The organism is Roseburia amylophila (assembly GCF_025567465.1).
Taxonomy (GTDB): Bacteria; Bacillota; Clostridia; order Lachnospirales; family Lachnospiraceae; genus Roseburia_C; species Roseburia_C amylophila.
In genome coordinates, this window is record NZ_JAOQKI010000008.1 from 99,298 (window position 1) to 125,707 (window position 26,410).

Here is a 26,410-nt window from a genome sequence, read left to right on the forward strand (position 1 = left end):
ACTGACAGATGGGAAAAAGTTCCCGCAACAGGAAGGAAAAGAATGAATACAATCAGATTTGATGAATTAGATTTAAATCCGCAGATTTTAAGAGGAATTGCGGACATGGGATTTGAAGAGGCAACACCGATTCAGAGTCAGGCAATCCCGGTGGTTTTATCAGGTGTGGACGTTATCGGACAGGCTCAGACCGGAACCGGCAAGACAGCAGCTTTTGGAATTCCGATTTTACAGAAAGTAGACCCGTCTTTACGGAAAACGCAGGTTTTGATTTTATCTCCCACCAGAGAGCTCGCCATTCAGGTGGCAGACGAAATCCGTAAGCTGGCAAAATATATGCACGGTGTAAAAGTGCTGCCAGTGTATGGTGGACAGGACATTTCCCGCCAGATTAAAGCCCTAAAGGGTGGCGTACAGATTATTATCGGAACACCGGGACGATTGCTGGACCATCTTCGCAGAAAAACCATTCGCCCGGATTTTGTCCATACCATCGTCTTGGATGAAGCGGATGAAATGTTAAATATGGGATTCCGTGAGGACATAGAAACTGTATTAGAATATATTCCGGGAGAGCATCAGACCGTACTGTTTTCTGCAACCATGCCAAAGCCGATTCTTGACATTACAAGAAAATACCAGCATGATGCAGTCAATATCAAGGTTGTAAAAAAGGAACTCACCGTAGCCAACATTGACCAGTACTACTATGATGTAAAGCGCAAGGATAAAGTGGATGTCCTTACGAGACTTTTGGATTATTATAATCCGAAGCTTTCATTGGTATTCTGTAATACCAAGAAAATGGTAGATGAGCTGGCAACGGAATTATCCGGCAGAGGCTATAGTGCAGAGGGACTTCATGGAGATATGAAGCAGTCCCAGAGAGACCGGGTCATGAATAATTTCCGGAAAGGAAAGACGGATATTCTTATTGCAACGGATGTGGCAGCAAGAGGAATTGACGTAGATGATGTAGAAGCGGTATTTAATTATGACCTGCCGCAGGATGATGAATATTATGTACATCGAATCGGAAGAACCGGACGTGCAGGCCGTTGTGGTAAGGCATTTTCTTTTGTAAAAGGCAAGGAAGTCTATAAATTAAAAGATATCCAGCGTTACTGCAAGACAAAGATTTTAGCACAGCCGATTCCATCCACTGATGATGTGGCACAGATAAAAGCTGAAAATATTATGGAACAGATTGGAACTATCATTGAGGAAGAGAATCTTTCTGATATGATAGAGCTGATTGAGAAGCAGGTAAATGAAGCTGATTATACTGCCATGGATATTGCAGCAGCTTTCCTCTATCAGGCAATGGGTGCAGGGGAGAGTTCTTCTGAAAAAGAAGAATACGACTTTGCCAATACCGGTGCAGAAGAGGGAATGGTAAGACTGTTTATCAACATTGGAAAGAAAGACAAGATTAAGCCGGGAGATATTCTTGGCGCCATCGCCGGAGAGTCCGGTATGCCGGGCAGACTGGTGGGAGCCATTGATATGTTTGATAAATATACCTTTGTGGAAGTACCAAGAGAATATGGAAAAGAAGTCTTAAATGCCATGAAGCATGCGAAGATAAAGGGAAAAGCCGTTAATATGGAACCGGCAAACCAGAAATAAACAAAAAAAGAGGGACACGATTTACGTGTCCCTCGCAGTTTTTATACCCGTGAAAACATTTTCTTAAGAAGGGGGTTCAAAGGCTGTATATGGGAAGGGTTCAGACCGTTGATGTCAATGGTATAAGAGCCGTTAATCTGTCGTCCCAGACCAAATCCTAAGAGAACCGTCTTGTCAATCTGATACATATCCCCGTAGTTATACTGATTATAAATATCGTCAAGGGAAAACAGTTCATAGGTCGCACCGTTATTTTCCGGCATGGAAAATACCACGGTTTTCACACCGGTCTGTGGATTTACATAAATATCAACAACCTTGAACAACCGCAGGGATGCAGATACCACATCGGCTTTCTGGCGTTTCTCCTTTGGAATAAAGAGGTAGCGGAACAGGATAATGCCGCCGAAGATACCAAAGATAGCCAGGAAGAACATTTGAAATTTATGCATAATAGTACCCATTACGATACCATCAAGACCAAAGAGCAGAAGTCCGCTTCCAATCATGACGCCCTGCACCTGGTCATTTTCCAGATTCATCGGAATCAGAAGCAGAACAAATCCCAGCAGAAGAAATGCTGTAAAAAGCCAGACATCGCCTTTGTCACTGAGAGGAATATAGGACTTCGTCAACCAGTCATATTTGACAAGCACATAATCACCGGGGTCACTGTTATTGTAGAAAATCGGAATCTTTTCGCCTTCCATCGGAACATCCTCTTCCGTAAAGACCTCATCGGTAACCGGAGTATAAACCGTTCCGTTCACGTTATAGGTTAAAAAAGCCGAGTAGTGGTAATAAACATTATCATCGCTGTCCTCATGTTTGTATTCCTTCAGAGAGAGAACCTGTGCAGACCAGGTGGTGTAGTTCTTATACTTTGCCCCATAAGTAAAACGATGAACCACTCCAAGATACAGGGCTCCTGCAGTTAAGACCGCCATAATGGCAGCAATAATGTAGATGGTACTCTTTTTCACATATCTTTTTACAATCATAAACCTTCTCCTTCGTATATCATTGATTTACAAAATTTTTTATTTTATCCCGTTTATCGATACCTAACTTTTCCAGAATTCCTGATTGGTCCAGTTCCGGCATGCCAGCATTGCAATGGAAAACTCCAATGGAGACAGGAGATCCGTCACTGTTTTTTGCATCTTAGGATTGTGGATTTTCATCCAGCTACGACTAAATGAGATTATCTCGCCTGCCAACTGCTTATAAATCTCTGGTTCTTTTTTTCGGACACAGACCTCCAATAATCCCTGTAACAGCCCATGATACTCAATAAATGGCTCCCAAAATCTATCCGGTCTGGCCATTTCCCATGCAGAATTTACTGAGTGTATGGCTTCTTTTTGTTCTTTCAGATTAATCTGACACATTGCCTGCACACAGTTCAGATATATTATGGGTATGGGATATGTCGTATCCGCCATCAAAAAAGCTCCCTGGACAAGCCCCTTTGCCCGGGCATATTCCTGCCTTAAATAAGTTTCATGTGCCAGAAGGCTGATTGCAAACAATCTCTGTCCGATAATATCATCGTATCCCCGTTCCTTTCAATGAAAAATTTTCCTATCCAAATTTTTGATTGCTTTAATGATTCCGGATATATTTAAGTATATCACAAGTGGGGCATATAGCACATCTTTTCTTCCTGACACCACAATCATGCACACTACAATCCCAGTACTCCTTTTTTGATAACATGACCATCATTTTCTGGTAATACAATGGTTCCATATTGGAGCATTTTTGACGGAATGAAAGATGCTCTCTATATAACGTTTCCTGTAAAATGATACAGTTTGTTACATAGAGAGCATTTTTATGGGGTAATATTTATTTACAAATGTTTCTTTTTACGATAATAAACGGTACCAGCAATAATAATTTCTGAAACAATCAGCCATGCCGCCCATACCAAAGGATTATTATAATCCCCTGTTTTCGGAGACTTATCCGTAGTCTGCTTTTTATTAGTTTGAGTTGCAGGCTGGGTATTTGAGGCTGTAGCCGTTTCCTGATTTTTATTGTCTGGATTCTGGTTTACGCTTGCCTGGATGGTAAACGTAGTACTTGCAGAACCATCTGTCCACAACATTTCCAGGTTATGTGTTCCGGCAGTCAGTGTATTCAGGTAAGAGGATTTCAAAGTAACAATGGTTGAACCGGACTTCACATCATAATTATCTTTTCCAATCTGAACACCATCTACTTTGATTCCGGCAAATTTAGAGAACTCTGCATCCACCCGGATGGTAAGGCTGTTGCCACTCTGCAGTACATAGCTGCTTTCAGTTCCTTCTATAATTTTATAAGAAGTTTTGGTTTCTTCAGTTCCGGTTTTTACCGGCGGGATTTCGACTGCAGTTTTAGCATAATTACAAACTGTACACTGCTCATGCTTAGAACCTTTTTCCGTAGACGTAGCTTCCTTGTCGATTACCCAGGTAAAGCTATGTCCGGATTGATTTATTTTTTCACCACATTCACAGGTATTCCAATGATTATCCGCATCGGAATGCCATCCGGTACGGTCTGCTGTATGCTCTGCTGTTTTTGCGATTACAACATCCAAAGCAGTAATCATATTTGCTCCATTTGCATCACTGAAATAACCACCGCAGTTTGCACAGACCCAATATTGTATATTTCCCTCTGTCAGATGGGTTGCTTCTTTTCTGTCAACCTTAGACAGTGTATGTCCGCCAAGATAACTGCCGCAGATATTTGAGAGCAGGGAGTTTGTATCTGCTGCCTTAATCTGGTTGGAACCAGGTGTTCCACTATCCGCACCTACATCATTGAGTGAAGGGTTCTTCTTTTTATCAAAAGCGCAGCCAGCAGTGGTGCCATTATTATCATATCCAATGAATCCACCCGGTGCAATTGTTGGATGAGAACCTGTTACAGTACCTGCAGCATTACAGTTCTGAATATTTCCTTCGGTATTTGTACCGGAAAAGCCACCGGTTTTCGGCTCCCAGCCTGCCACCGTACTCTTTACATTACCATAGGAAACACTGTTACGAATCTTTCCTTTTTCCAGGTATCCGACAAAACCACCGGTATTCCAGTTATTTGCCTCAACATTGCCATAAGATGCACAATGCTCTATTTCCACACTGGCGTCGGACTCAAATACACATCCGGCAAACCCGCCGGTTGACCATCCTCCGGATACGCTGCCTTTGGCGGTACAGTTTTTGTAGGAGCCCTGGAAAACATTTCCGATGAATCCACCACTGATACACCTTCCTGTCACAGTAACATCCGCGGAACAATCCGAAACATGGGCACGGCTTGCATCACCAATCAGCCCTCCGGCATACATCTTGGAGTCTACCTGTCCGGTTCCCTGACAGTTTTCTACTCCAACAAAGGTAGCTCTGGAACCACCCATCGTTGTAAGCGAACCTACCAGCACTCCGGCACCGTAAATATCCGGACTGGCATTTGCATCCGTGGAATTTCCGGCATAGATGGTAGCATTTTTAATACAGAAATTTTTCAGTACTGTTTCATCAGATACAGCTACTACGACACCAAACAAGCCGGCACAGACGTTATTTCCCCGTTCATCCACATATAAGCCTGTAATGACCTGATTATTTCCATCGAAATATCCTGAAAAAGCTTTGGAACTTGCATTTCCATAACCGATAGGAATCCATCTCTTTCCGCTCAAATCAATTGGAGCGGTCAACTTAAAATATTCCCCCAAATGTGTTTGCTCAGGTACTCCAGAATTTACTTCTGATGCCAGCTTTGCAAGCTGTCCTGCCGTAGCAATCTGATATGGATCATCCTTTGTACCGCTGCCGCCAGCAAAGTCAGTTGCTGTAAAATCTGTCCATTTCTCTGTTGTAACATCTGCCCGGGAAGTTATCGGTGTCAGTGTAAACAACATACAGACTACCAAAACCAAACCTAGTAACTTTTTTCTTTTTCCCATAATTCGTCCTTTCCCTTTAATGATTTTTAGTAAGATTCAAACCGACAAAATCAAGGTTTACGATTTTATTTTACCAATTTCATTTTCCTTTGGACATGCCCGTTTTGACAGAAAAAAGTGCCTGTTTTATTGTATTTAATCTATAATTCCGGAATCGGAAATAATTCTTCCGGGGTACCAAAGTGGGCACCCAGAGGGTTCATATATTTTGTCCACTGAAGTTTCGTCTCGTCAATGTACATATTTTCCTCATCACCAATGCCATAGTTTGGAATGCCGTTATTGGTGCCCACTAAGAAATCTTTAAAAGCATCTACATCAAGGTCACCCTTCAGATAATCCATCCAGAAATTGTCATGGGCTGCAAATAAAAGATTGTCCATTCGTGGAGAAGCCCAGCCTAAGAAATCACGGGCAGCCTCATACTGGGAATCGTCTTCAAATTCAATTTCCCATTCGTAAGTATCAGACCCGTTTTTGATGCAGCGGATACCTTTTTCATCCATGGCAACCATATATAATACATCTTCCGCATCTTCGTCAGATTCATTTGTGGCATCTGTCGGAAACGTAACCTTAAGGGTATCGGATAAAAGCATATCGATAAGAGGCTGGGCTGGTGTATCATTTACAATGCTTTTCTTTGCTGTCTCTGCCATTTCCTTATCCTTAACTTCTTCTTCCTCTTCAATAGCTTCCTGTAAAGCTTCTTCCGCTTTATCAAAGGAGTCTAACAGCTTGTCCCATTCCTTCATGCTGAAAGACTGACCACCGATTTGAAAGCTCTCTTCGGTTTCACCATTTTTCATTTTGTTATAAATATTTTCTTTCCATTTTGCAATTTCTTCAGCCGGATTTACCGTAGCTGCAGAATCCTTATCCTCATTCATTTCAGAAAGCTTTTTCTGCACAAGCTGTTGAAAATGAGTCAGCCATTCGTTATCCTCAGTATTGTTATCCGGGTCAGTGGACAGAAAACCGAGGTAGTCCATTGGGGAGTTGTTGTTCCATATTGAGTTAATTGCCATAAGAGCTCCTTTCAGAAGTTGTTGTCTGGTGATTGCAAAAATATATTTGTAAAAGTAATCAGGATATTCGAAGTGTATATTGCTTTCACTATAAAATACCGTAGTTCTAAGATACATGTTTTTCTTTTGTTTATTAAGTCGGTCTTTCCAATGTTTGACAAATCACAGGACTGTTCGCCGAAGTGCGGATGCATTTTAAGAACTGTTAGGGGCACTTGGAATTTCGTCTGACAACAGGCAACGCCGGCACAGGGACGTGCCGGCGAGGCGCATATGAACACGGATGTGAATTTGCGCCGGTTGCCAGATGAAAGATTATCCTGCCGAAATTCTTAGTGCCCCTTGCAGGATTTATCCGCATCCGTACCCGACGAACAGTCCTGCGATTGTGTCAAAGCAACGGAAAGACAGCCTGACAGCAAGAAAAACATGCATCTAAGAACTGCTGGCATTTTACATCAGATAAAGCAATATGCACTTCGAAATCCTGACAAATTTACAATCCATACATTTTTACAATCATCAGAAAAAAATAAAGACACTTTATCTCAATCAATCCCTTGAAATAAAATGCCATCCATGTAATAACTTTATCGACCAATCGATTTAAATACATTAGAAGAAAATGTTGATTTCTTCAAAAAATGCAGGTAGGATAGAAGAAAAGGAGTAGGAGGATGGGCAGTATGGGAAAAATCATTTTTCTGGATGTTGACGGAACCTTGGTGGATTATGAAAATCATTTGCCGGAATCAGCGGTTCTTGCGGTGGGGAAGGCAAGAGAAAACGGACACAGAGTGTATATCTGCACAGGAAGAAGTAAAGCAGAAGTCTATGAGAATATCTGGGAAATCGGACTGGATGGAATGATAGGCGGAAACGGAAGTTATGTGGAAGATCATGGACATGTGGTTATGCACCAGATGATTACGCCGGAGCAGTGCCGCCATATTGTGGACTGGTTAAAGGAGCGCGGACTGGAATTTTATCTGGAAAGTAATGCAGGACTGTTTGCAAGTGCCGGATTTGAAGAGGCTGGAGATCCTGTGATTCAGGAATATTCCAGGCGGAAAGGCAAAGAGGGCGCAGATAAAATAAAGGTACGGGATGCATTTCCGGAAATGATTTTTGAGGGAGAGCTGTACCGGGATGATGTAAATAAAGTAAGCTTTATCTTAAATCAGTATCAGGATTATAAAGATGCTGTGGTGGAATTCCCGGATTTGCAGGCTGGAACCTGGGGCGGAGCCGGCGAAATTGCATTATTTGGAGATTTGGGTGTAAAAAATATCACCAAGGGCAATGCCATTGCGCATCTGTTAGAATATCTTCATGCAGATGTGGCAGATACCATAGCTTTTGGGGATGCCAAAGTGGATATTCCTATGTTAGAATACTGTGGCTATGGTGTTGCCATGGGAAGCGGCGGAGACGAGATAAAGGCTATGGCAGATTATGTCACCGGGGATGTGGATAAGAATGGATTGTATGATGCATTTGAAAAATTGGGGCTGCTATGAAGAAAAATAAGTAAAGAAAGTTTAGGAGGACAAAATGAGTAATAACGTAACAGAAAAGAAATGGTGGCAAAGTGCAGTAGTATATCAGATTTACCCAAAGAGTTTTCAGGACAGTAATGGAGATGGAGTCGGTGATTTAAGAGGAATTATGGAGCGGCTGGAGTACCTTGGAAAGCTTGGTATTGATGCAATCTGGTTATCACCGGTCTGCAAATCCCCGCAGGCGGACAATGGCTATGACATTTCTGATTATCAGGATATTGACCCGATGTTCGGCAGTGTGGAAGATATGGAGGCTTTAATTAAAGAAGCAAAGAAATACAACATCCGCATCATTATGGATCTGGTTTTAAATCATACCTCCAATAAACACAGATGGTTTGAGGAAGCAAAGAAGAGTAAGGACAACCCATATCATGATTACTATGTGTGGAGAGACGGGGAAGAAGGCGTAGAGCCAAACGATATGAAAGCCGTTTTCGGTGGAAGTGCATGGGAATGGGTACCGGAAATAAAGCAGTATTATTTCCATCAGTTTTTGCCGGAACAGCCGGATTTGAACTGGGAAAATCCGCAGGTGCGAAAAGAAATATATGACATGATTTTATGGTGGATGGAAAAAGGAGTTGGCGGTTTCCGTCTGGATGTAATTGACCAGATTGCAAAAGAGCCGGATAAGAAAATTACCATCAACGGCCCAAGACTTCATGAATATTTCCGTGAAATGAGCAAAGAAACTTTCCAGAAGGGAGATTTGATTACCGTAGGAGAAGCCTGGGGCGCAGACCCGGAGCGGGCAAAGCTTTACAGCAATCCGGATGGAAGCGAATTTTCCATGGTATTCCAGTTTGAACACATCGGGCTGGATCAGCAGGAAGGCAAGGATAAATGGGATCTGGCACCGCTGCCATTCTTGAAATTAAAACAGATTATGAACCGCTGGCAGACAGAGCTTTATAACTGTGGCTGGAACAGCCTTTTCTGGAACAACCACGATTTGCCGCGTATCGTATCCCGTTGGGGCAATGATAAGGAGTACCGGGTAGAGTCTGCAAAAATGCTGGCAATTTTATTACATGGAATGCAGGGAACTCCATACATTTTTGAGGGCGAAGAGCTGGGTATGACAAATGTCCGCTATAATATCGAGGATTACCGGGATGTTGAAATTCAGAATGTATACAAGGAGCGTATCGCAGCAGGCTATGATAAGGAAGATGTTATGAATTCCATTTATGCCAAGGGACGTGATAATGCCAGAACACCAATGCAGTGGGATGATACGGAAAATGCCGGATTTACAACAGGCACACCTTGGATAAAAGTAAATGACAACTATAAAACCATCAATGCCAAGAGCCAGGTAGATGACCCGGATTCCATTTTCAACTGCTACCGGAAGCTGGTAAGCTTTAGAAAAGAGTATCCTGTTTTGGTGGACGGCAGCTTCAAATTACTGTTAGCCGAGGATGAAAATATTTTTGCATATGAGCGTAAAAATGCGGATGAGACACTGCTTGTTGTCTGCAATTTCTACGGCAATACTGTGAAAATGCCTTTGACGGAAGAGACAGAGGATATGGAGCTTCTCATTTCCAACTATAAAGAGATAGAGGATTCTTCCGTGCTTCGTCCGTATGAAGCAAGAATGTACTATAAAAAATAAGAGATTTCCTATTGAAATAAATTCTTTGCATAGATGTTGGAAATCCAACAGTCAGTCACTCCGTTATCTGCTATAATATGGATAAACCCACCGAAAAGGTTTATACAAATCAGATAAAGAAAAGATAAGGAGCACAAAATGGCAGATTTATTAAAAAATATTTCCAAGAAAGAAGTTTTAAATTTAAAAGAAGAAGTAGCATATCAGGATGGACAGATTGTAAGTAAGACACTGGCACAGAATGATGCAGTAAGCGTAACCTTATTTTCCTTTGCAAAGGGCGAGGAAATCAGCACACACGCTTCCGGCGGAGATGCCTTTGTAACCTGTCTGGATGGAGTTGGAGAAGTAACCATTGATGGTGAGAAATTCCAACTGACGGAAGGACAGTCCATCGTAATGCCGGCAGGACATCCACATGCCGTATATGGAAAAGAGCAGTTTAAAATGCTTTTAGTCGTAGTATTCTAAGAAGAAGTAAGTATTAAAATACCGCCACATACATAAGACAAAGCCATCATCAGATGTGCGTATTGCCTGTGTATGTGGCGGTTTTGTGTTGCCAGATGTCCGCAAGAGCTGACGTTATATCAATAAGACATTGTTTAATAATACATCTTTGCAGCCTGTTTCCGTTCCCGGTATTCCTGTGCACTGACCGGTGTAATCATACCGCAGCTTTCGCACATAATGCCACGCTGTTTCTGGTGGCTGAAAATCGGAATATAGAAAAGGGTTGCCTGATTTAACTGTCTGCAAAGGGTATGCATGACATTATGCCGGCAGTTTGGGCAGACAGAAGTGCCAACCGGGCCTTCCCGTTTAAAAACTGTTCTTGTACCGTAGATAATTACCATGTCATAACACCTCCCTGATGAATATTTGCTTTTAACTGATTAAGAACCTGATCAAAATCTTTGCTTTTTCCACTGTGAGCGGCAACCAGAGTACGTTTACCATCTGCAGTTTCCAGTGCAATATAGCTGGTTGTTGTCGGGTCACCATTTAACATGTTACATTTGAAAACGTTCGTAATATCGTCTAAAGGAGTGACATAGAAGCCTTCCTTTGTATTGTTGTAATCCAATATGAAATGATTGGAAACAGCAACGCCAAGCTTTGGTGAAAAAATGCGTGGGCTGTTGGCAAAATCAGAGTAAATCCGCTGCAGACCGCCATTCTGTTCCAAGAGAGCAATCTTTTTCTTAACGGCCTTTTTCTTGTTGCCGCCTGCTGAAAAAATAATAATACCAAGAACTGTAAATACGGCAGCAATCACATAGAGTACAATGCTGTTTTCAACGGCTGTGTGTGTGGTATCCAGATAATGGTCACCAAAGTACTCGTCATAGTTGTAAGTAGTAATGTCCAGTCCGGTATCAGAAAGATAATCCACCAGATAATGAGCTGCCTGAGGAGGCATGCTGGTGCTTTTTCCCCGGATCGTGTGAGCAGGTAAGCTGTCGAGAACAGTGTCATCTATGTCTACACCATAGACCGGAAGGGAAGTTTCTCCCTTGGTAGCAATGATACTCCAGTAACCTTCAGAATCCTCTGCAATATAGAATTCTGTGTGATCTTTTCCATCAGAAGTAAGCTCCGCAAATGGCCCCATTACATAAGTAACTTCCATTGTTGCGTAACCATCGGTCTGTGCGTCAAACGGATCATAAGCAGTAATCCACATCAGAAGACCGAAGGCAAGGAAAACGCCACCTAATACAAAGAAAATAATCAGTGCAGCGGTGTTTTTCCCACAGACTTTCAATAAATCCTTTTTAAATTCTTCCATTTTCTTTTTTCTCCCGTGTATTTTTTTAAACCAATTCTATCATGGCATAAGAGGAAGAATTATGCAACAGATATAAGGAAGATTATTCTTTCATCACCAGCCATCTGCATTTACTGAGGGCTTTTCCGAGGCAAAGGTAAATAATATAGAAAAGGATGCCGATGAGGAAAGTGGCAGCTGCCCAGCGCAGATGCTTAAACAGGTAAATATATGGATGCTCATAGAGCAGGGTAATCCAGTCCTGTGTATTCCAGAGACTGTAAGCGAAAGCATTATCATGTAAAAGATAAACCATAAAAGTGGAAGCTCCCACAAAATTAATCATGCGGCTGCATGGAATATGGATGCGCCGGAAGATTTCAAACAGAGAAAGTCCCACAAGAATCGGAATAATGCTATAGTCTGAAAAGGAAGGAATCTTCTGGATAAAAATGTCTTTGCTTTCATTTAAAAAGTAAGTCTGAATATTGGTCTGTGTTACATTATAAGCAGAGATATAAATAAACAGGAAGGAAATTGCAATAATCAGATAGAGGCAATAAGTTCTGATTTTTCCAAATGGATTGTAAAGGTGGATAAAACCGCCCAAGGCATATAAGAAAATACCGGTCAGCAGTGTCCGGAGTCCGTTAGCCAGGGAATTTGCCATACTTCCGGTCCAGCGGAACTGGATAAATGCAAATAAGACAATCAGAAAGGTAAAATATTTCTGCTTGTCCAGTTTTGCCAGAAACTTGTTTAAAAAGAGGTAAGCGATTACCATAATGAAGAAATAGTAGCCCACAAACCAGGACATACTGTTAAATTTATTGATGTTGACCAGTTTTAAAAAGACACCGTCAGTCATGCGGTACCAGAAGGAAGATACCAGTGTCAGGGAAACTGCGGCAAAACCAAGCTGTAACAGCAATTTTTTGGAAATTTTGGCAAGATTAATTCCGTTTCCCTTTGAAACCATAAAGTATCCGGAAATCGTAATGAAAATAACATTTCCGATTTTTCCCATTGGAGCAAAGGTGGAAAGAAGCAGGAGCTTCTTATAAAAAACAGGTTCACAGAACAGTCCGTTATTCATACGCAGCATGGAAGCAGTGTCTGTTAACTGTACCTTCACGCAGTGGTCAGAAATATGAAAAATAATAATCATAAACATAGCCAGAATACGCAATAATTCAATGTTGGAACTTCTGGTTTTAGCTGGTGTCATGTTGTCTAATCTCCTAATCCTAAAATGAAATACCATGCTATTATAATACAGATAGCTTTAAGATGCCACTATTTCCGGCAAAAGCGTGTTATAATGAGCAGTGCCAGTCAGGGAAAATCTTTGATTTTCGAGAGGGCACTGCTGGAAATGTGCTAAGCAGTAAAAAATAGCCCCGGCAGAAAGGAATACACATATGGCAAAGGAAAAGATAGATGAGGGACTGATAGGAAATGAAAAAATCGAACAGGCGATTGCCGGCTTGCAGCAGGAGGCAACACCGGAGCAGTTAGCCCATACACTGACGGTAATCCGCCGGCGGATGCAGGAAGGCGGTCAGGTGATTGTGGCAGTGGAACCACCGAAGGGTGGAAGCCAGATGCTGCTACAGGCGATTGAGACAGAGGGCAGGACCTGGTGGGCAGCCTTCAGCAGCTTTGAAGAAGAATTAAAAGGCGGCGGAAGTGTGAAATCCACATTTTTAGCTGATATAGAAAAGCTTTTTCAAGGAGCATTGCAGGCAGAGGGAATCGAAGGGGTCATTTTAAATCCGTGGAACCGTACCATAATGCTGGATAAGAATCTGATACAGATTGTGCTTGGCAGCAGATAGATATGTGGATAAGTAAACGTCAGAGAAGAAAAAGAGTGGAAAGAAAAATGAATTATGTAGAATGTATTGAACAGGCAAGAGGAAGGATTGGAAATTATTGTAAGGCATGTGTAGAATGCAACGGACGCGCCTGCCGGAATCAGATGCCGGGACCCGGTGCAAAGGGAATCGGCGATACTGCCATGCGTAATTATGATAAATGGAAAGAGATTCGTGTGCAGATGGATACCATTGTGGAAAATGCTCCGGTGGATACTTCGCTGAAATTATTTGGAAAAGAGTTTAAATATCCGTTCTTTGCAGGCCCGGTAGGAGCGGTGAATCTGCATTACGGTGACTGTCTCAATGACATTTCCTATAATGATATTCTGGTATCGTCCTGTGCGGAATGCGGCATTGCAGCTTTTACAGGGGATGGTACAGACAGTAATGTCATGGTGGCAGCTACAAAGGCAATTGCCAAAGAACAGGGACTTGGAATCCCAACGGTAAAGCCGTGGAACCTTGAAATCATCAAAGAAAAAATGGCACTGGTGCACGAAGCGAAAGCCTTTGCGGTAGCCATGGATGTAGATGCAGCAGGCTTGCCGTTTCTTAAGAATTTAGAGCCGCCGGCAGGCAGTAAGACTGTGGAAGAACTGCGGGAAGTGGCAGAGCTTGCTGGGGTTCCGTTTATTGTAAAAGGAATTATGACGGTAAAAGGAGCTTTAAAAGCAAAAGAAGCCGGGGCTGCCGGAATTGTGGTATCGAACCACGGTGGCAGGGTATTAGACCAGTGCCCGGCAACAGCAGAAGTCTTAGGCGGGATTGCGGATGCAGTGAAAGGCTCCATGAAAATTCTCGTAGACGGCGGAATCCGCTGTGGAACGGATGTATTTAAGGCAATTGCCTTAGGTGCAGATGCGGTAATTATCGCAAGACCGTTTGTGACAGCGGTTTACGGTGGCGGCAGGGAAGGCGTAGCATCTTATGTTGCCAGGATAGGAACCGAATTAGAAGATACCATGAAAATGTGTGGCGTACACAGCCTGGCAGAGATTACAAGGGATTGCATATGGACAAAAGCATAGAGTGGAGCATGAAAACAAGAGAAGAAATATTAGCATACGGACTGTCTTTACCGGACACCTATCAGGAGGCACCGTTCCATGATCAGAACTGGCAGCTTGTGCGCGTAAGGGAAAGCAAAAAGGCATTTCTCTGGACTTATATGCGGAATGGATTCCTCAATCTGAACGTAAAAGCAGACCCACAGTGGAGAGATTTCTGGCGGAGTGCCTATCCGGCAGTCATTCCGGGGTATCATCAGAATAAGGAGCACTGGAATACCATAATCGTGGATGGCACAATCCCGGATAAAGATATCTGCCGCATGATAGCAGAAAGCTATGAACTGGTAACGGACAGCCCGACCAGGCGGATTTATGAAGCAGTAAAGAAAATTCCAAAAGGGCAGGTGGCAACCTATGGGCAGGTAGCGGAGCTTGCCGGAAACAAGCGGATGTCAAGAGCTGTAGGAAATGCCCTGCATAAGAATAAAGACTCGGAAAACATACCATGTTACCGGGTGGTAAATGCAAAAGGCGGGCTTTCCGGAGCCTTTGCCTTTGGCGGCGAGAATGAACAGGCACGCCGCCTGATGGCAGACGGTATAGAAGTAGTGGACGGAAAAGTAGATTTAAAACGTTTCGGAATGAAAATAGAGAAAACGGATTAAATTACTGGAACATTAGAGAACCTTTTCTCCGGTTAGCGGGTCCGTGATTTCTAACAGGGCTAAAATCAGTGCCATACGGACATATTTTCCGTTCTGTACCTGTTGGAAATATGCGGCGCGCGGGTCGGAATCCACATCAACAGAGATTTCATCGACTCGTGGAAGCGGATGTAAAACCGGCATATCGGAAGGAGCCAGTTCTAATTTTTCTTTATTTAAAATGTAGGTGTCTTTTAACCGGATATAGTCTTCCTCGTTGAAGAAACGCTCTTTTTGGACACGGGTCATATAGAGAACATCCAGCTTTGGAAGTGTTTCCTCTAAGTCAGAGACTTCCCGATAGGTGCTGTGGGAAGGCTTTAAGGTTCTTTCAATCATATAGTCCGGAATGCGGAGTTCTTCCGGAGAAATGAAATAGAATTCGTTACCCGGATAGCGTACCAGACTGTTTACCAGGGAATGAACGGTTCTTCCGAATTTTAAATCACCACAGAAGCCTACCGTCAGGTGGTCAAGCCGTCCCTTGCGCTGGCGTATGGTTAATAAGTCAATCAGGGTCTGGGTTGGGTGATAGTGTCCGCCGTCACCGGCATTAATGACCGGAATGGTTGCATACATAGAGGCGCAGAGCGGTGCTCCTTCTTTTGGATGACGCATGGCAATAATATCTGCGTAGCAGCTTACTACCCGGACGGTATCGGCAACGGTTTCTCCTTTGGTAGCACTGGACTGTTCTGCACCGGCAAATCCCAGTGTCTGACCACCAAGACTTAACATGGCGGATTCAAAGGACAGTCGGGTTCTGGTGCTTGGCTCATAAAAGAGTGTAGCAAGCTGTTTCCCTTCTGCAAGGTGGGCATAAGCCTCTTTGTGGGTACCAATCCGGTCTGCAAGATCCAGAATACGGGTTGTTTCTTCTTCCGTAAGGTCCAGTGGACTGATTAGGTGTCTCAAAGCCATTCCCCCTTTATCATGTATTCATTTCGTTCTGCACCAGTGGAAATAAACTGGATATCGCAGTCTAAAAGGCGTTCTAATGTTTCGATGTATAATCTGGCATTTTCCGGTAAATCTTCATATTTGCGGCAGGCAGAAATATCCTGTTTCCAGCCCGGAAGCATTGTTACAACCGGAGAGAAGCTATCGATATTTTCGGTAGGGTCGAAGACGGTTGTGGTCTTATGATTTCTTTCATAAGCAGTAATGACAGGGATTTCTGTCAGGGAGCTTAAAACATCAAGCTTCGTTAAGGCAATTTTATCTGCATGCTGGCATTTCAATCCATAACGGCTGGCAACGGCATCAAAAGGTCCGACTCTACGTGGACGGCCGGTGGCAGCACCGTATTCATTTCCAAATTTACGAAGGATGTTGCACCAGTCTTCGGACATGGCTCTTTCTGCTACGAAAGGTCCGGCTCCCACACAGGTGGAATATGCTTTTAGGACACCCACAACATGGTCTAGGGATTCACCCGGGATACCGGCTCCAATTGGACCATAGGCGGAAATGGTGGAGGAACTTGAGGTGTAAGGGAAAATACCATAATCGATATCACGCATGGCTCCAAGCTGGGCTTCCAAAACCACCTTTTTATGGCTGGCAAGAGCATTTTCCAAGAAGCTTCCGGTATCGCAGATATAAGGTGCAAAAAGGGAAGCCTGTTTTTCACACCAGGACAGCAATGCCGGATAAGACATCGGCTCCTGATGATAACTGCCTGCCAGTTCCAGATTTTTGGATTCCAACATGGTTTTTATCCGAACCTGGACATTTTCTTCTTTTAAATGAAGCAAATCACCAAGACGCAGTGTTTTCTTCCGGTATTTATCGCTGTATGCGTAAGCAATGCCGCGGCGGGTGGAGCCGAAGGCAGCACCGGATTTCTCAAGACGTGTTTCTTCCAGTTCATCCTGAATCCTGTGCCATGGCATGGAGATGGTGGCACGTTTGGAAAGTTTTAAATGTTCCGGGGTAATAGAAATACCGCGGCTTTCGATATCTTCAATTTCATGGGTGAGGTGCTCTAAATCAATGACCATTCCATCCCCCAGTACGCATACCACATTGGGATGCAGAATGCCGGACGGCAGAAGATTTAAGACAAATTTTTCCTGTTTGGTTACAACGGTATGACCGGCATTGTTGCCACCCTGATAACGGACAACGACATCTGCATGTTCTGCAAGCAGATCAATGACACGTCCTTTTCCTTCGTCTCCCCAGTTAATTCCTGTTACGGCTGTAAGCATATCGATTCTTCCTTTCTGTAATCATGTATAAAATAAATAATTTTAAGCGTATAAAATTTATCAGGTGCAGTACCGGAAAGTCCGGTCGGTAAGTATTCTTGCAAAAATAAGGCCCAGCGGCAGGGCGATAATAATCATTATGGCAATGGAGAACCAGGAAACCGCTTCCGTTAAGGACATAATGCCAAAGTTATAGAAGGCGCGGTAAAGATATAGTCCCGGAACCATAATTACAATGGAAGGTACGGTTAAAGAGATTCGCGGATATCCATTGTTTTTCTTAATAAAGGATGCCAGCAGACCGGCGGTCAGTGCACCGATAAAGGCAGCAGCAACGGCTGGAATTCCGGTAAAGTCAACCAGTTCCAGACGTAAGGTATTGGCAACGGAGCCAATCAGTGCAGCAGTAGCTGCCATGGGAATGGAACTGTTAAACATAATAGAGAATCCAAATACGCCGCAGAAGCTTGCAATTAACCGCAGAGCCAGCCGTGAAACATCACTGAGATTTACAGAGGTAAAGTCCTGAGGTTGAAGTCTAAGAAGCATTGCCATAATCCAGGCAAACATGGTAGCCACAAGAACAATGATGATGGAATAGGTCAGCCGCTCCAGTCCGGAACGAAGATCCAGTTTCGCAAGGTCAATGCCGCTTGTGATAAATGGAAAGCCCGGGATAATAAACAACATGGAGCAGATGTATCCGGCTTCATGGACTGCCGGAACATGGAAAAAAATTTCGGCAGCCTTTAAGCAGATGGCATACATAAGGCAGGCGGCGGAAATAGAGACCGCAATATTTAAAAACAGCGTAAAATGATGTTTGATTAATTTGGTTCGGATGACATTTCCGATACCGGCTGCAATAAATGCCAGAATCATTTCCACAGGGCCTCCGCCCAAAAGAAAAGTAAATGCGCAGCAGGCTAAGGCTGCCGCAAGTCCCAGTTTGGCGGGAGAATAAAGGGCGTGGATTTTTTCGATTTCATCCAGCCGCTTATGGATTTCCTCGCCGGTTAAATGGGCTTCTTCCTTTGGAAAGCTTTCTACGAATTGTTCCATGCGGTAAAGTTTGGAGGTGTTGACGCCGGTATTGGCGATGCTTAAGGACTGGGAGACACAGTCCTTTCCATCAAAGCAGTTAAATTCGATGGACATAAGACCTACATCTACCGTACAGGTAACTCCCAGTTCCTTTGACAGCTTATTCATGGAAGTACGGACACGCCAGGCTCCGGTTCCACAGGATAACATGATTAATCCCACACGTCCGATGACCGAGGCTTTTTCAATCAGTCCCGCCTGGGCAATCAGTACGTTGCTGTCATCACTGGCATAATCATGCCAGGGTATTTCCATATGATTTTTTTCCATAATATCAATATATGAAGTAGTGGAAGATGCACTCTTATTCATAAATAATCGCCTCAGCTTTGGCAATATGCCGTTCCAGATTCTTTAAAAAAATGGAATTTGGAAGGAAAATGCCGATTTCATCATATTTTTCATCATGTTCCACAAGAGAATCCTGTCCGTAGAAGACAAATGCCATTGGAAGCTCTTTCTCTAATTTCAGTACAAGGTCGAAGATTGCAGAGTAGGCTTCCGCTTCGGTCTCCTTCTGTTTTATGGTATCCGGAAGCTCCCGGATGAGAAGCACCCCATGGCTGCGTTCTAAGACAAGCTGTCCAATGGTATCTTCACCGGTATAAGCGTGGCTGTACCGGTATGCCTGGGCAAAATACATATTCTTTGGTTCCCCTAAATCGCGGTAGCTCTCAAGAAAATGCTGATAATCCTTATTGTGAATATCGCCACAATACTTTGGCAGAAGTCTGCCGGTATCATCGGTCATAATTATCGGATTTTCTTTTCCATCTGCGTTGAAACGGTAGGGAATCAGATAGGAATTTCTCAGTAAATCGAATAGGGTATTCTGGCAGATAGCCATAAGAAATGCCGATAAATCTTTATTTTGATAAGCATCAAAAAGAGCTTCTGAAAAATCCTGTGAAGAGAGAGAAGAATCAAAATCATCATTACAGAATAAATAATTGCAAAAAGTTTCCTGAAGCTTTTCGCAGGCCCAAGGGTCATGCAAAATCTTTTCAAATAAAACGTCTGCTCTTTCTTCACGAGGGAAAAATGTTGAATTTTTCATAGAAAATATGCGCTTCCTTTCTGCTTTATAGCATTCGTAAAGAGCTGCCGGTGGCAGCTCCTCGTAGGGTTTGGGTGGAGAAATGTAAAGGGGTTGTTTCCCTTAATTTCGGCTTGATTATACTATTGCATTTGGAATAAGTAAAAGCTATAATTGATATAGCAGAAATAATAAATTGATATGGTGAAAACGTATGGATATAAATTTTGAATATTATAAGATTTTTTATTATGTGGCAAAATACAGTAATTTTACCAGGGCTGCCAATGCCCTTGGCAACAGTCAGCCTAATATCACAAGGGCAATGAACGGACTGGAGCAGCAGCTTCACTGTACGCTTTTTGTCAGGACAAACCGCGGAGTACAGCTGACACCGGAAGGGGAGAAGCTGTATACCCATGTGTCGGCAGCCATGTCACATCTCTGGGCGGCAGAAGAGGAACTGGCAGACAGCAGTGGACTTGCCCATGGAAGCATTTCTATTGGAGCCAGCGAGACTGCCCTTAACATATTTCTTTTGGATAAGCTGAAAGATTTCCATATGAAATATCCGGGAATCCGGTTGAAAATTTATAATCATTCAACACCTCAGGCAATTGAGGCAGTAAAGAGCGGACAGATAGATTTTGCAGTAGTGTCTGCACCGGCAGAAGTAGAGCAGCCACTAAAAAAAGTTAATCTGCGGACATTCCGGGAGGTACTGGTGGGTGGAACAACATTTACCGCACTGGGCAGTCAGGAGCTTTCCCTAAAGGATTTAAAGGATTATCCGTTAATCTGTCTGGGAAAAGAAACCATGACATTTCAGTTTTATAATAAGCTGTTTTTGTCTTATGGGCTGGCACTGGAGCCGGATACAGAGACAGCAACCACAGATCAGATACTGCCACTGGTAAAGAGTGAGCTTGGTCTGGCTTTCATCCCGGAACCGATGGCAAGAGAGGCCATCGAAAAACATGAAATCGTACAGATTTCTCTTTCGGAGACGATTCCAAAAAGAAATATCTGTATGGTATACGACAGTCAGCATCCTTTAAATGAGGCGGCGCGTCAGTTAAGAAAAGTCATTTTAGAAAGCAGGTGAGCATATGACACTTCAGCAGTTACGCTATATTACAACCGTGGCAGATACCGGAACCATCACGGAGGCGGCGAAGAAATTATACATTTCCCAGCCCAGCCTTACCAACGCCATCCATGAGCTGGAAAAGGAGATGGGCCTTACCATTTTTAACCGGACGAATAAGGGAATCTTTATTTCCAGGGAAGGGGAAGAATTCTTAGGATATGCAAGGCAGGTATTGGAGCAGACCACCATCTTAGAGGATAAATATAAGAAAAACGGTGGCGGAAAAAAGCAGTTTTGCGTATCAACACAGCATTACTCTTTTGCGGTAAATGCCTTTGTGGATCTGGTGAAAAAATACGGGCAGGAGGAATATGATTTCAGCCTGCGGGAGACCCAGACCTATAAGTTAATTGAAGATGTAGCGCAAATGAGAAGTGAAATCGGAATCCTTTTCTTAAATGATTTCAATGAAAAAGTAATCAGGAAAATATTGAAATCGTCTGATTTGGAATTTCATTTGTTATTTGTTGCAGAACCTCATGTTTTTATCAGCAGGCAGCATCCGCTGGCAAAAAAGAAAATCATAACCAATGAGGAACTGGCAGATTATCCGTATCTTTCCTATGAGCAGGGGGAACACAATTCCTTTTATTTCTCGGAAGAGATTTTCTCCTCTTTTGAGCGGAAGAAAAATATCCGCGTCAGTGACCGGGCGACCTTGTTTAATCTTCTGATTGGTTTAAATGGTTACACAGTGTGCAGCGGAATCATTGACCAGAAATTAAATGGCGAAGATATTATTGCAGTGCCGCTGGCAGATGAAGGTGACATGAGAATCGGATATGTGACCCACCGGAAGGGAATGATAAGCCGGCTGGGGGAAACATACCTTGAGGCATTAAAGAAATATATTACAGGAGAACAAAGCGTATGAAATGGATGATAGCATCGGATATTCACGGCTCGGCATATTATTGTAACGAGTTACTTATGGCATATAAGAGGGAAAAGGCAGACCGGCTGCTGTTGCTGGGAGATATTTTATATCATGGACCAAGAAATGACCTGCCAAAAGAATATGCGCCGAAGAAAATAATTGCATTATTAAATGAGCATAAGCAGGATATTCTCTGTGTGCGTGGAAACTGCGATACGGAGGTAGACCAGATGGTATTGGAATTTCCAATACTTTCTGATTATTGCGTGGTAGCGGATGAAGAAAGGCTGATTTATGCAACCCACGGTCACCATTATAATGAAGAGAATCTGCCGCCTCTTCATAAGGGAGATATCCTGTTATGCGGACATACCCATGTCCCAAAATGCACGGAACATGAAGACTTTATCTATATGAATCCCGGTTCTGTTTCCATTCCAAAGGAAGAGAGCTGGCACGGCTATATGATTTATGACCGGGGCAGATTTGTCTGGAAAAACCTGCAGGGAGAAGAGAAAATGCAGTATCCAAAGAGAACCCTGGGATCAAGAGGCCGCTACAATGAATGCGGCAGTGACGGACAGGATATTTATGGGATAAAAGAGAAAGTAAGAAAGCATGTGCGGGGAATAGAAAAGTAATTTTGCAATCAAAAATAAGGGCTGACCATAGCTTGAAACTATGGACTACCCTTATTTTTATGTATTTTTCAGAATGAGGCACTTCAATTATAATGAGGGAAATCAGAAAAATATATTTGGAGGGTATGATGCAGACATCAGTAATTGGTTTTCCAAGAATCGGTACATTAAGAGAATTAAAATTTGCTTCTGAAAAATATTTCAGAAAAGAAATAGAAGCAGAGGAACTGCAGCAGATCGCAGAGACTTTAAGAAAAACACATTGGAGCATACAAAAAGAGGCAGGAATTGATTATATTTCCAGCAATGATTTCTCTTTTTACGATATGACTCTGGATACAGCAGTCTTATTGAATATCATTCCAAAGCGCTATAAAGAATTGGAATTGTCCGGACTGGATACCTATTTTGCAATGGCACGGGGCTATCAGGGAGCTTCCGGAGATGTAAAAGCGCTTGCCATGAAAAAATGGTTTAATACCAATTACCATTATATCGTTCCGGAAGTGGAAGATGATACCGTAATTCAGTTATCCGGAAATAAACTGGTGGATGAATATGCAGAGGCAAAGGCACTTGGAATCGAAACAAAGCCGGTTGTCATTGGAGCCTATACCATGTTGAGGCTGTGCAGATTTACCGGCAAAAAGCCGGCATTGGATTATGTAGAAGATATTATAAGTGCGTATCAGAATCTGGTAAAGAAGTGTGAGGAGAATCAGATTGCATGGGTACAGTTTGATGAGCCGGCACTTGTATGGGATATGGAAGAGAGTGACATCGCATTATTTCATAAGATTTATGACGGAATCTTATCCTGTAAAAAACACAGTCATATTTTGTTACAGACATACTTTGGTGATGTAAGGGATATTTATCAGGATTTGATTCAGATGCCTTTTGACGGAATCGGACTTGATTTTATCGAGGGAAAAGAAACCTTAAATCTTGTAAATACATACGGATTTCCACAGGATAAACAGTTATTTGCCGGACTGGTAAATGGAAAAAATATCTGGAAAAATTGTTTTGATAAAACCTTAAAGGTGCTTCAGACACTGAATGATAAGAAAATAAAGGCAGTATTATCAACATCATGTTCCCTGCTTCATGTACCTTATACCTTAAAACATGAGCACAAGATTTCACAGGAATATCTGGCATATTTTGCTTTTGCGGAAGAAAGAGACTGTAAAAATGCGGATGTAAAGAAGAGACTTTCTGAAGTAACGGAAAATGACTATGTCAGACTGCCGGAGCGAAGCACACGACAGAAATTACAGAAGAAAGTATTGGGACTGCCGGAATTTCCAACGACTACCATTGGTTCCTTCCCACAGACAAAGGATGTAAAGGCAAACCGCCAGGCATATCGCAAAGGGGAAATTTCTGAACAGGAATATATAGATTTTAACAGAAAGAAAATTGCAGAATGTGTGGCATTGCAGGAAGAAATCGGACTGGATGTGCTGGTACACGGAGAGTATGAAAGAAATGACATGGTAGAGTATTTTGGAGAAGCACTGGGAGGATTTCTGTTTACCGAAAAAGCATGGGTACAGTCCTATGGAACACGTTGTGTAAAACCACCGGTTATCTGGAGAGATGTATATCGCAAAAATCCGATTACCGTAGCATGGTCTGTATATGCCCAGTCCTTAACGAAAAAGCCAATGAAGGGAATGCTTACCGGACCGGTTACCATACTCAACTGGTCTTTCCCAAGAGAAGATATTTCCGTTCGGGAATCAATTGCACAGATTGCTCTGGCAATCCGGGATGAGGTACTGGATCTGGAGGCAAATGGCATTCAGGTCATCCAGATTGATGAAGCTGCATTAAGAGAGAAGCTTCCCCTTCGTAAATCAGACTGGTATACCGAATATCTGGATTTCGCAATTTCGGCATTCCGCCTGACCCACAGTGGCGTGAAACCGGAAACACAGATTCACACCCATATGTGTTATAGCGAGTTTACCGATATTATTGCAGCAATCGACGATATGGATGCAGATGTAATTACTTTCGAAGCATCCCGTTCCGATTTGCAGATATTGGATTCCTTAAGAGAAAACCATTTTGAAACAGAGGTTGGACCTGGTGTTTATGATATTCATTCCCCAAGAGTTCCGTCTGTGGAAGAGATTGTGAATGCACTTCATATCATGCTTACCAAAATTGAAAAAGACAAATTATGGGTCAACCCGGACTGCGGTCTGAAAACAAGAGGCACAAAGGAAACCGAAGCAAGTCTTCGAAATATGGTAGAAGCAGCAAAAGAAATAAGAAAACAGGCATAAATGAATAAGAAAGAAGGAGAAATTAAAATGGCAAATTTAACAACACCGTTCCGATACGATTATGTAGGAAGTTTTTTACGTCCGGAAAAATTAAAGAAAGCCCGTGCGGACTTTGAAGCAGGGAAAATTACCAGAGAGCAGTTAAAAGAGGTAGAGGATGCCTGTATTTTAGAACTGGTCGCAAAGATAAAGGAGCTTGGATATCATGTGATTACTGATGGGGAATTCCGCAGAGCTACCTGGCATCTGGACTTTATGTGGGGATTCGATGGAATCGAGCATAAGAAGACAGTAGATGGAAATACAACCTTTGACGGCGAAGCAGCTATGATAGATGACACTTTCATGGTGGGAAAGATTTCCGTAAAGAATCATCCATTCGTTGATCATTTCAAATTTGTAAAGGCACTGGAAGATGAGAATATCATAGCAAAGCAGACCGTTCCATCTCCAGCCCAGTTCTATGCCTATTTCACCGGCGCAGAGCTTTTAGATACAACCCTTGAAATTTATGGAACAGAAGAAGCTTTTGCAGAGGATGTCATCAAGGCATATGGAGAATTTATCGAGGAAATCTATGCAGCAGGCTGCAGAAATCTTCAGTTCGATGACTGTGTATGGGGTGGACTGGTAAATCCGAAGCTTGCCGTTGCACTGACCGGAAGAAGAGGCGAAGCATTGGAAGAATATAAGAAGGTTATTCTTGCATTAAATAATAAGGTAGTAGAAGAGGCACCGGCTGATCTGACCATCAACACCCATGTATGCCGTGGAAATTATCATTCTACTTTCTTCAGCTCCGGCGCATATGACGGAGTAGCAGATTTGTTATTCGGAGAGGAGAATGTCAATGCTTATTATCTGGAATATGATGATGAGCGTTCCGGTGGTTTCACACCGCTGGCAAAAATAACCGGCAATAAGAAGGTGGTATTAGGACTTGTTACCACCAAGACACCGAAGCTTGAAGACAAGCAGTCAGTCATTGCAAGAATAAAAGAAGCGTCCAAATATGTTCCATTAGAAAATCTCTATTTAAGTCCACAGTGTGGATTTGCCTCCTGTGAAATCGGTAACAAGCTTACGGAAGAAGAACAGTGGGCGAAACTGAAGCTTGTTAAGGAAATCGCAGAAGAGGTCTGGGGAGCTTAAAAAATCATTACCACAATTCCAAGAATTACCAGAATGACACCGGTAACCCGGTTCAGTGTCTTTGGAGTGGCCTTATTGGCAAAGACAGCGGCAATTCTTGCCCAGATTAAGGTAAATACAATGCACAGAACCCAGACGGTGACATCCGGCAGTCCGCCGATGGCAAAATGGGAAAAGGCACCGGTAAGTGCGGTAAAGGTCATAATAAATACACTGGTTCCAACAGCAGTTTTCAGTTCATATCCAAGTACAGAGGTCAGGATTAAAAGCATCATCATGCCGCCTCCGGCACCAACAAAGCCGCAGATAAAACCAATCAGCACACCGCAGATTACGGACTGGATGGCACGTTTCTTTGCAGAAACGGCGGACATGGATTCTTTCGTGGTCATAACCGGTTTTACGATAAATTTGATTCCTAACAGGAAGGTCATGAAAACGGAAAAGTTACCCATTGTGGCAGAAGGAACAAGGCTTGAAACATAGCTTCCTACTACGGTGAAAAGCAATACGCTGACCATCATAATCAGACCGTTTTTAATATCGAGGTTCTTATGCTTTCCATATGTATAGGCAGAAATGGCACTTGCCAAAACATCGGAAGAAAGCGCAATGCCGACTGCCATATATGGGTCAATGCCTAGAAAATGAATAAGCAGCGGACTGATGACAGCAGCGGCACTCATGCCGGCAAAACCGGTTCCAAGTCCGGCACCCATGCCCGCAAAAAATGTAACAAAAATCGTAGTTAATAAATCCATT

At 42.9% G+C, this 26,410-nt stretch carries 23 protein-coding genes and 1 pseudogene; 12 read left to right on the plus strand and 12 right to left on the minus strand.

Annotated elements, in window-relative coordinates:
- The first annotated feature begins 42 nt into the window (after positions 1–42).
- Entirely contained in the window at positions 43–1,629 is a 1,587-nt protein-coding gene (locus OCV43_RS06865; protein ID WP_117697894.1) for a DEAD/DEAH box helicase, read from the plus strand.
- A gap of 41 nt (positions 1,630–1,670) precedes the next feature.
- Here OCV43_RS06865 and OCV43_RS06870 read toward each other — a convergent pair whose 3' ends face one another.
- The 4 genes from OCV43_RS06870 to OCV43_RS06885 form a co-directional block, all read right to left on the minus strand.
- Entirely contained in the window at positions 1,671–2,630 is a 960-nt protein-coding gene (locus OCV43_RS06870) for a DUF3592 domain-containing protein (protein WP_262623708.1), read from the minus strand.
- Positions 2,631–2,693: 63 nt separating this feature from the next.
- Entirely contained in the window at positions 2,694–3,074 is a 381-nt protein-coding gene (locus tag OCV43_RS06875) for a hypothetical protein (RefSeq protein WP_262623710.1), read from the minus strand.
- Positions 3,075–3,484: 410 nt separating this feature from the next.
- Entirely contained in the window at positions 3,485–5,596 is a 2,112-nt protein-coding gene (locus OCV43_RS06880) for a hypothetical protein (RefSeq protein WP_262623711.1), read from the minus strand.
- A gap of 140 nt (positions 5,597–5,736) precedes the next feature.
- Positions 5,737–6,624, minus strand: a complete 888-nt coding sequence (locus tag OCV43_RS06885) for a hypothetical protein (RefSeq protein ID WP_262623712.1) — start codon at positions 6,622–6,624, stop codon at positions 5,737–5,739.
- Positions 6,625–7,310: 686 nt separating this feature from the next.
- Between OCV43_RS06885 and OCV43_RS06890 the strand changes: the two genes are divergently transcribed.
- From OCV43_RS06890 to OCV43_RS06900, 3 genes are all read left to right on the plus strand, one after another.
- Entirely contained in the window at positions 7,311–8,144 is an 834-nt protein-coding gene (locus OCV43_RS06890) for an HAD family hydrolase (RefSeq protein WP_262623713.1), read from the plus strand.
- A 34-nt stretch (positions 8,145–8,178) separates the two neighbouring features.
- Positions 8,179–9,810, plus strand: a complete 1,632-nt coding sequence (locus tag OCV43_RS06895; RefSeq protein WP_262623714.1) for a glycoside hydrolase family 13 protein — start codon at positions 8,179–8,181, stop codon at positions 9,808–9,810.
- Positions 9,811–9,948: 138 nt separating this feature from the next.
- Positions 9,949–10,281, plus strand: a complete 333-nt coding sequence (locus tag OCV43_RS06900) for a cupin domain-containing protein (RefSeq protein WP_117697884.1) — start codon at positions 9,949–9,951, stop codon at positions 10,279–10,281.
- Between the two features lie 134 nt (positions 10,282–10,415).
- Here the strand turns inward: OCV43_RS06900 and OCV43_RS06905 are convergent, their stop codons facing one another.
- From OCV43_RS06905 to OCV43_RS06915, 3 genes are all read right to left on the minus strand, one after another.
- Complete coding sequence (locus OCV43_RS06905) at positions 10,416–10,667, minus strand: zinc-ribbon domain-containing protein (protein ID WP_022242724.1); 252 nt, start codon at positions 10,665–10,667, stop codon at positions 10,416–10,418.
- The gene (locus OCV43_RS06910; protein WP_262623715.1) at positions 10,661–11,602 is read right to left on the minus strand and encodes a DUF6709 family protein; all 942 of its coding nucleotides are present in this window, start codon (positions 11,600–11,602) and stop codon (positions 10,661–10,663) included. Before OCV43_RS06910 ends, OCV43_RS06905 begins: the two co-directional genes overlap by 7 nt.
- A gap of 82 nt (positions 11,603–11,684) precedes the next feature.
- Positions 11,685–12,809, minus strand: coding sequence for an acyltransferase (locus OCV43_RS06915; protein ID WP_262623716.1), 1,125 nt, complete (start codon positions 12,807–12,809; stop codon positions 11,685–11,687).
- Positions 12,810–13,002: 193 nt separating this feature from the next.
- Here OCV43_RS06915 and OCV43_RS06920 point away from each other — a divergent pair, with 193 nt between their 5' ends.
- Genes OCV43_RS06920 through OCV43_RS06930 form a run of 3 tightly spaced genes read left to right on the plus strand, consistent with a single transcriptional unit; the run spans position 13,003 to position 15,136 of the window.
- Entirely contained in the window at positions 13,003–13,419 is a 417-nt protein-coding gene (locus tag OCV43_RS06920) for an SseB family protein (RefSeq protein ID WP_227701237.1), read from the plus strand.
- 47 nt (positions 13,420–13,466) lie between these two features.
- A complete protein-coding gene (locus OCV43_RS06925; RefSeq protein ID WP_022242720.1) occupies positions 13,467–14,489 on the plus strand; it encodes an alpha-hydroxy-acid oxidizing protein in 1,023 nt (340 codons plus the stop codon).
- Positions 14,490–14,497: 8 nt separating this feature from the next.
- Positions 14,498–15,136 carry a methylated-DNA--[protein]-cysteine S-methyltransferase gene (locus OCV43_RS06930; protein ID WP_262623736.1) on the plus strand — a complete coding sequence of 213 codons (639 nt, stop codon included), beginning with the start codon at positions 14,498–14,500 and terminating at the stop codon, positions 15,134–15,136.
- Positions 15,137–15,148: 12 nt separating this feature from the next.
- Here the strand turns inward: OCV43_RS06930 and pyrB are convergent, their stop codons facing one another.
- The 4 genes from pyrB to OCV43_RS06950 are packed head-to-tail and all read right to left on the minus strand — an operon-like array spanning position 15,149 to position 19,549.
- Positions 15,149–16,090 (minus strand): aspartate carbamoyltransferase, encoded by a 942-nt coding sequence (pyrB, locus tag OCV43_RS06935; protein ID WP_330408263.1) that lies wholly within the window; start codon positions 16,088–16,090, stop codon positions 15,149–15,151.
- Positions 16,087–17,388, minus strand: a complete 1,302-nt coding sequence (locus OCV43_RS06940; RefSeq protein ID WP_022242717.1) for an adenylosuccinate synthase — start codon at positions 17,386–17,388, stop codon at positions 16,087–16,089. Before OCV43_RS06940 ends, pyrB begins: the two co-directional genes overlap by 4 nt.
- A gap of 60 nt (positions 17,389–17,448) precedes the next feature.
- Positions 17,449–18,804, minus strand: a complete 1,356-nt coding sequence (locus OCV43_RS06945; RefSeq protein WP_262623717.1) for a threonine/serine exporter family protein — start codon at positions 18,802–18,804, stop codon at positions 17,449–17,451.
- Entirely contained in the window at positions 18,797–19,549 is a 753-nt protein-coding gene (locus OCV43_RS06950) for a DUF4866 domain-containing protein (RefSeq protein WP_262623718.1), read from the minus strand. The genes OCV43_RS06945 and OCV43_RS06950 overlap by 8 nt, the downstream gene beginning before the upstream one ends.
- A 193-nt stretch (positions 19,550–19,742) precedes the next feature.
- On the opposite strand from OCV43_RS06950, the gene OCV43_RS06955 reads away from it, so the two are divergent.
- From OCV43_RS06955 to OCV43_RS06975, 5 genes and pseudogenes are all read left to right on the plus strand, one after another.
- A complete protein-coding gene (locus tag OCV43_RS06955) occupies positions 19,743–20,633 on the plus strand; it encodes a LysR family transcriptional regulator (protein ID WP_117697877.1) in 891 nt (296 codons plus the stop codon).
- A 4-nt stretch (positions 20,634–20,637) separates the two neighbouring features.
- Positions 20,638–21,552 carry a LysR family transcriptional regulator gene (locus OCV43_RS06960; RefSeq protein WP_227701233.1) on the plus strand — a complete coding sequence of 305 codons (915 nt, stop codon included), beginning with the start codon at positions 20,638–20,640 and terminating at the stop codon, positions 21,550–21,552.
- Positions 21,549–22,067, plus strand: a pseudogene (yfcE, locus tag OCV43_RS06965) (phosphodiesterase); the annotation flags it as partial. The gene OCV43_RS06960 and the pseudogene yfcE, both read left to right, overlap by 4 nt.
- A gap of 257 nt (positions 22,068–22,324) precedes the next feature.
- A complete protein-coding gene (metE, locus tag OCV43_RS06970) occupies positions 22,325–24,496 on the plus strand; it encodes a 5-methyltetrahydropteroyltriglutamate--homocysteine S-methyltransferase (RefSeq protein ID WP_262623719.1) in 2,172 nt (723 codons plus the stop codon).
- A gap of 27 nt (positions 24,497–24,523) precedes the next feature.
- Positions 24,524–25,648, plus strand: coding sequence for a 5-methyltetrahydropteroyltriglutamate--homocysteine S-methyltransferase (locus OCV43_RS06975; protein WP_262623720.1), 1,125 nt, complete (start codon positions 24,524–24,526; stop codon positions 25,646–25,648).
- Here the strand turns inward: OCV43_RS06975 and OCV43_RS06980 are convergent.
- Positions 25,645–26,409, minus strand: a complete 765-nt coding sequence (locus OCV43_RS06980) for a sulfite exporter TauE/SafE family protein (RefSeq protein ID WP_262623721.1) — start codon at positions 26,407–26,409, stop codon at positions 25,645–25,647. The genes OCV43_RS06975 and OCV43_RS06980 overlap by 4 nt on opposite strands.
- Between the last annotated feature and the right edge of the window lies 1 nt (position 26,410).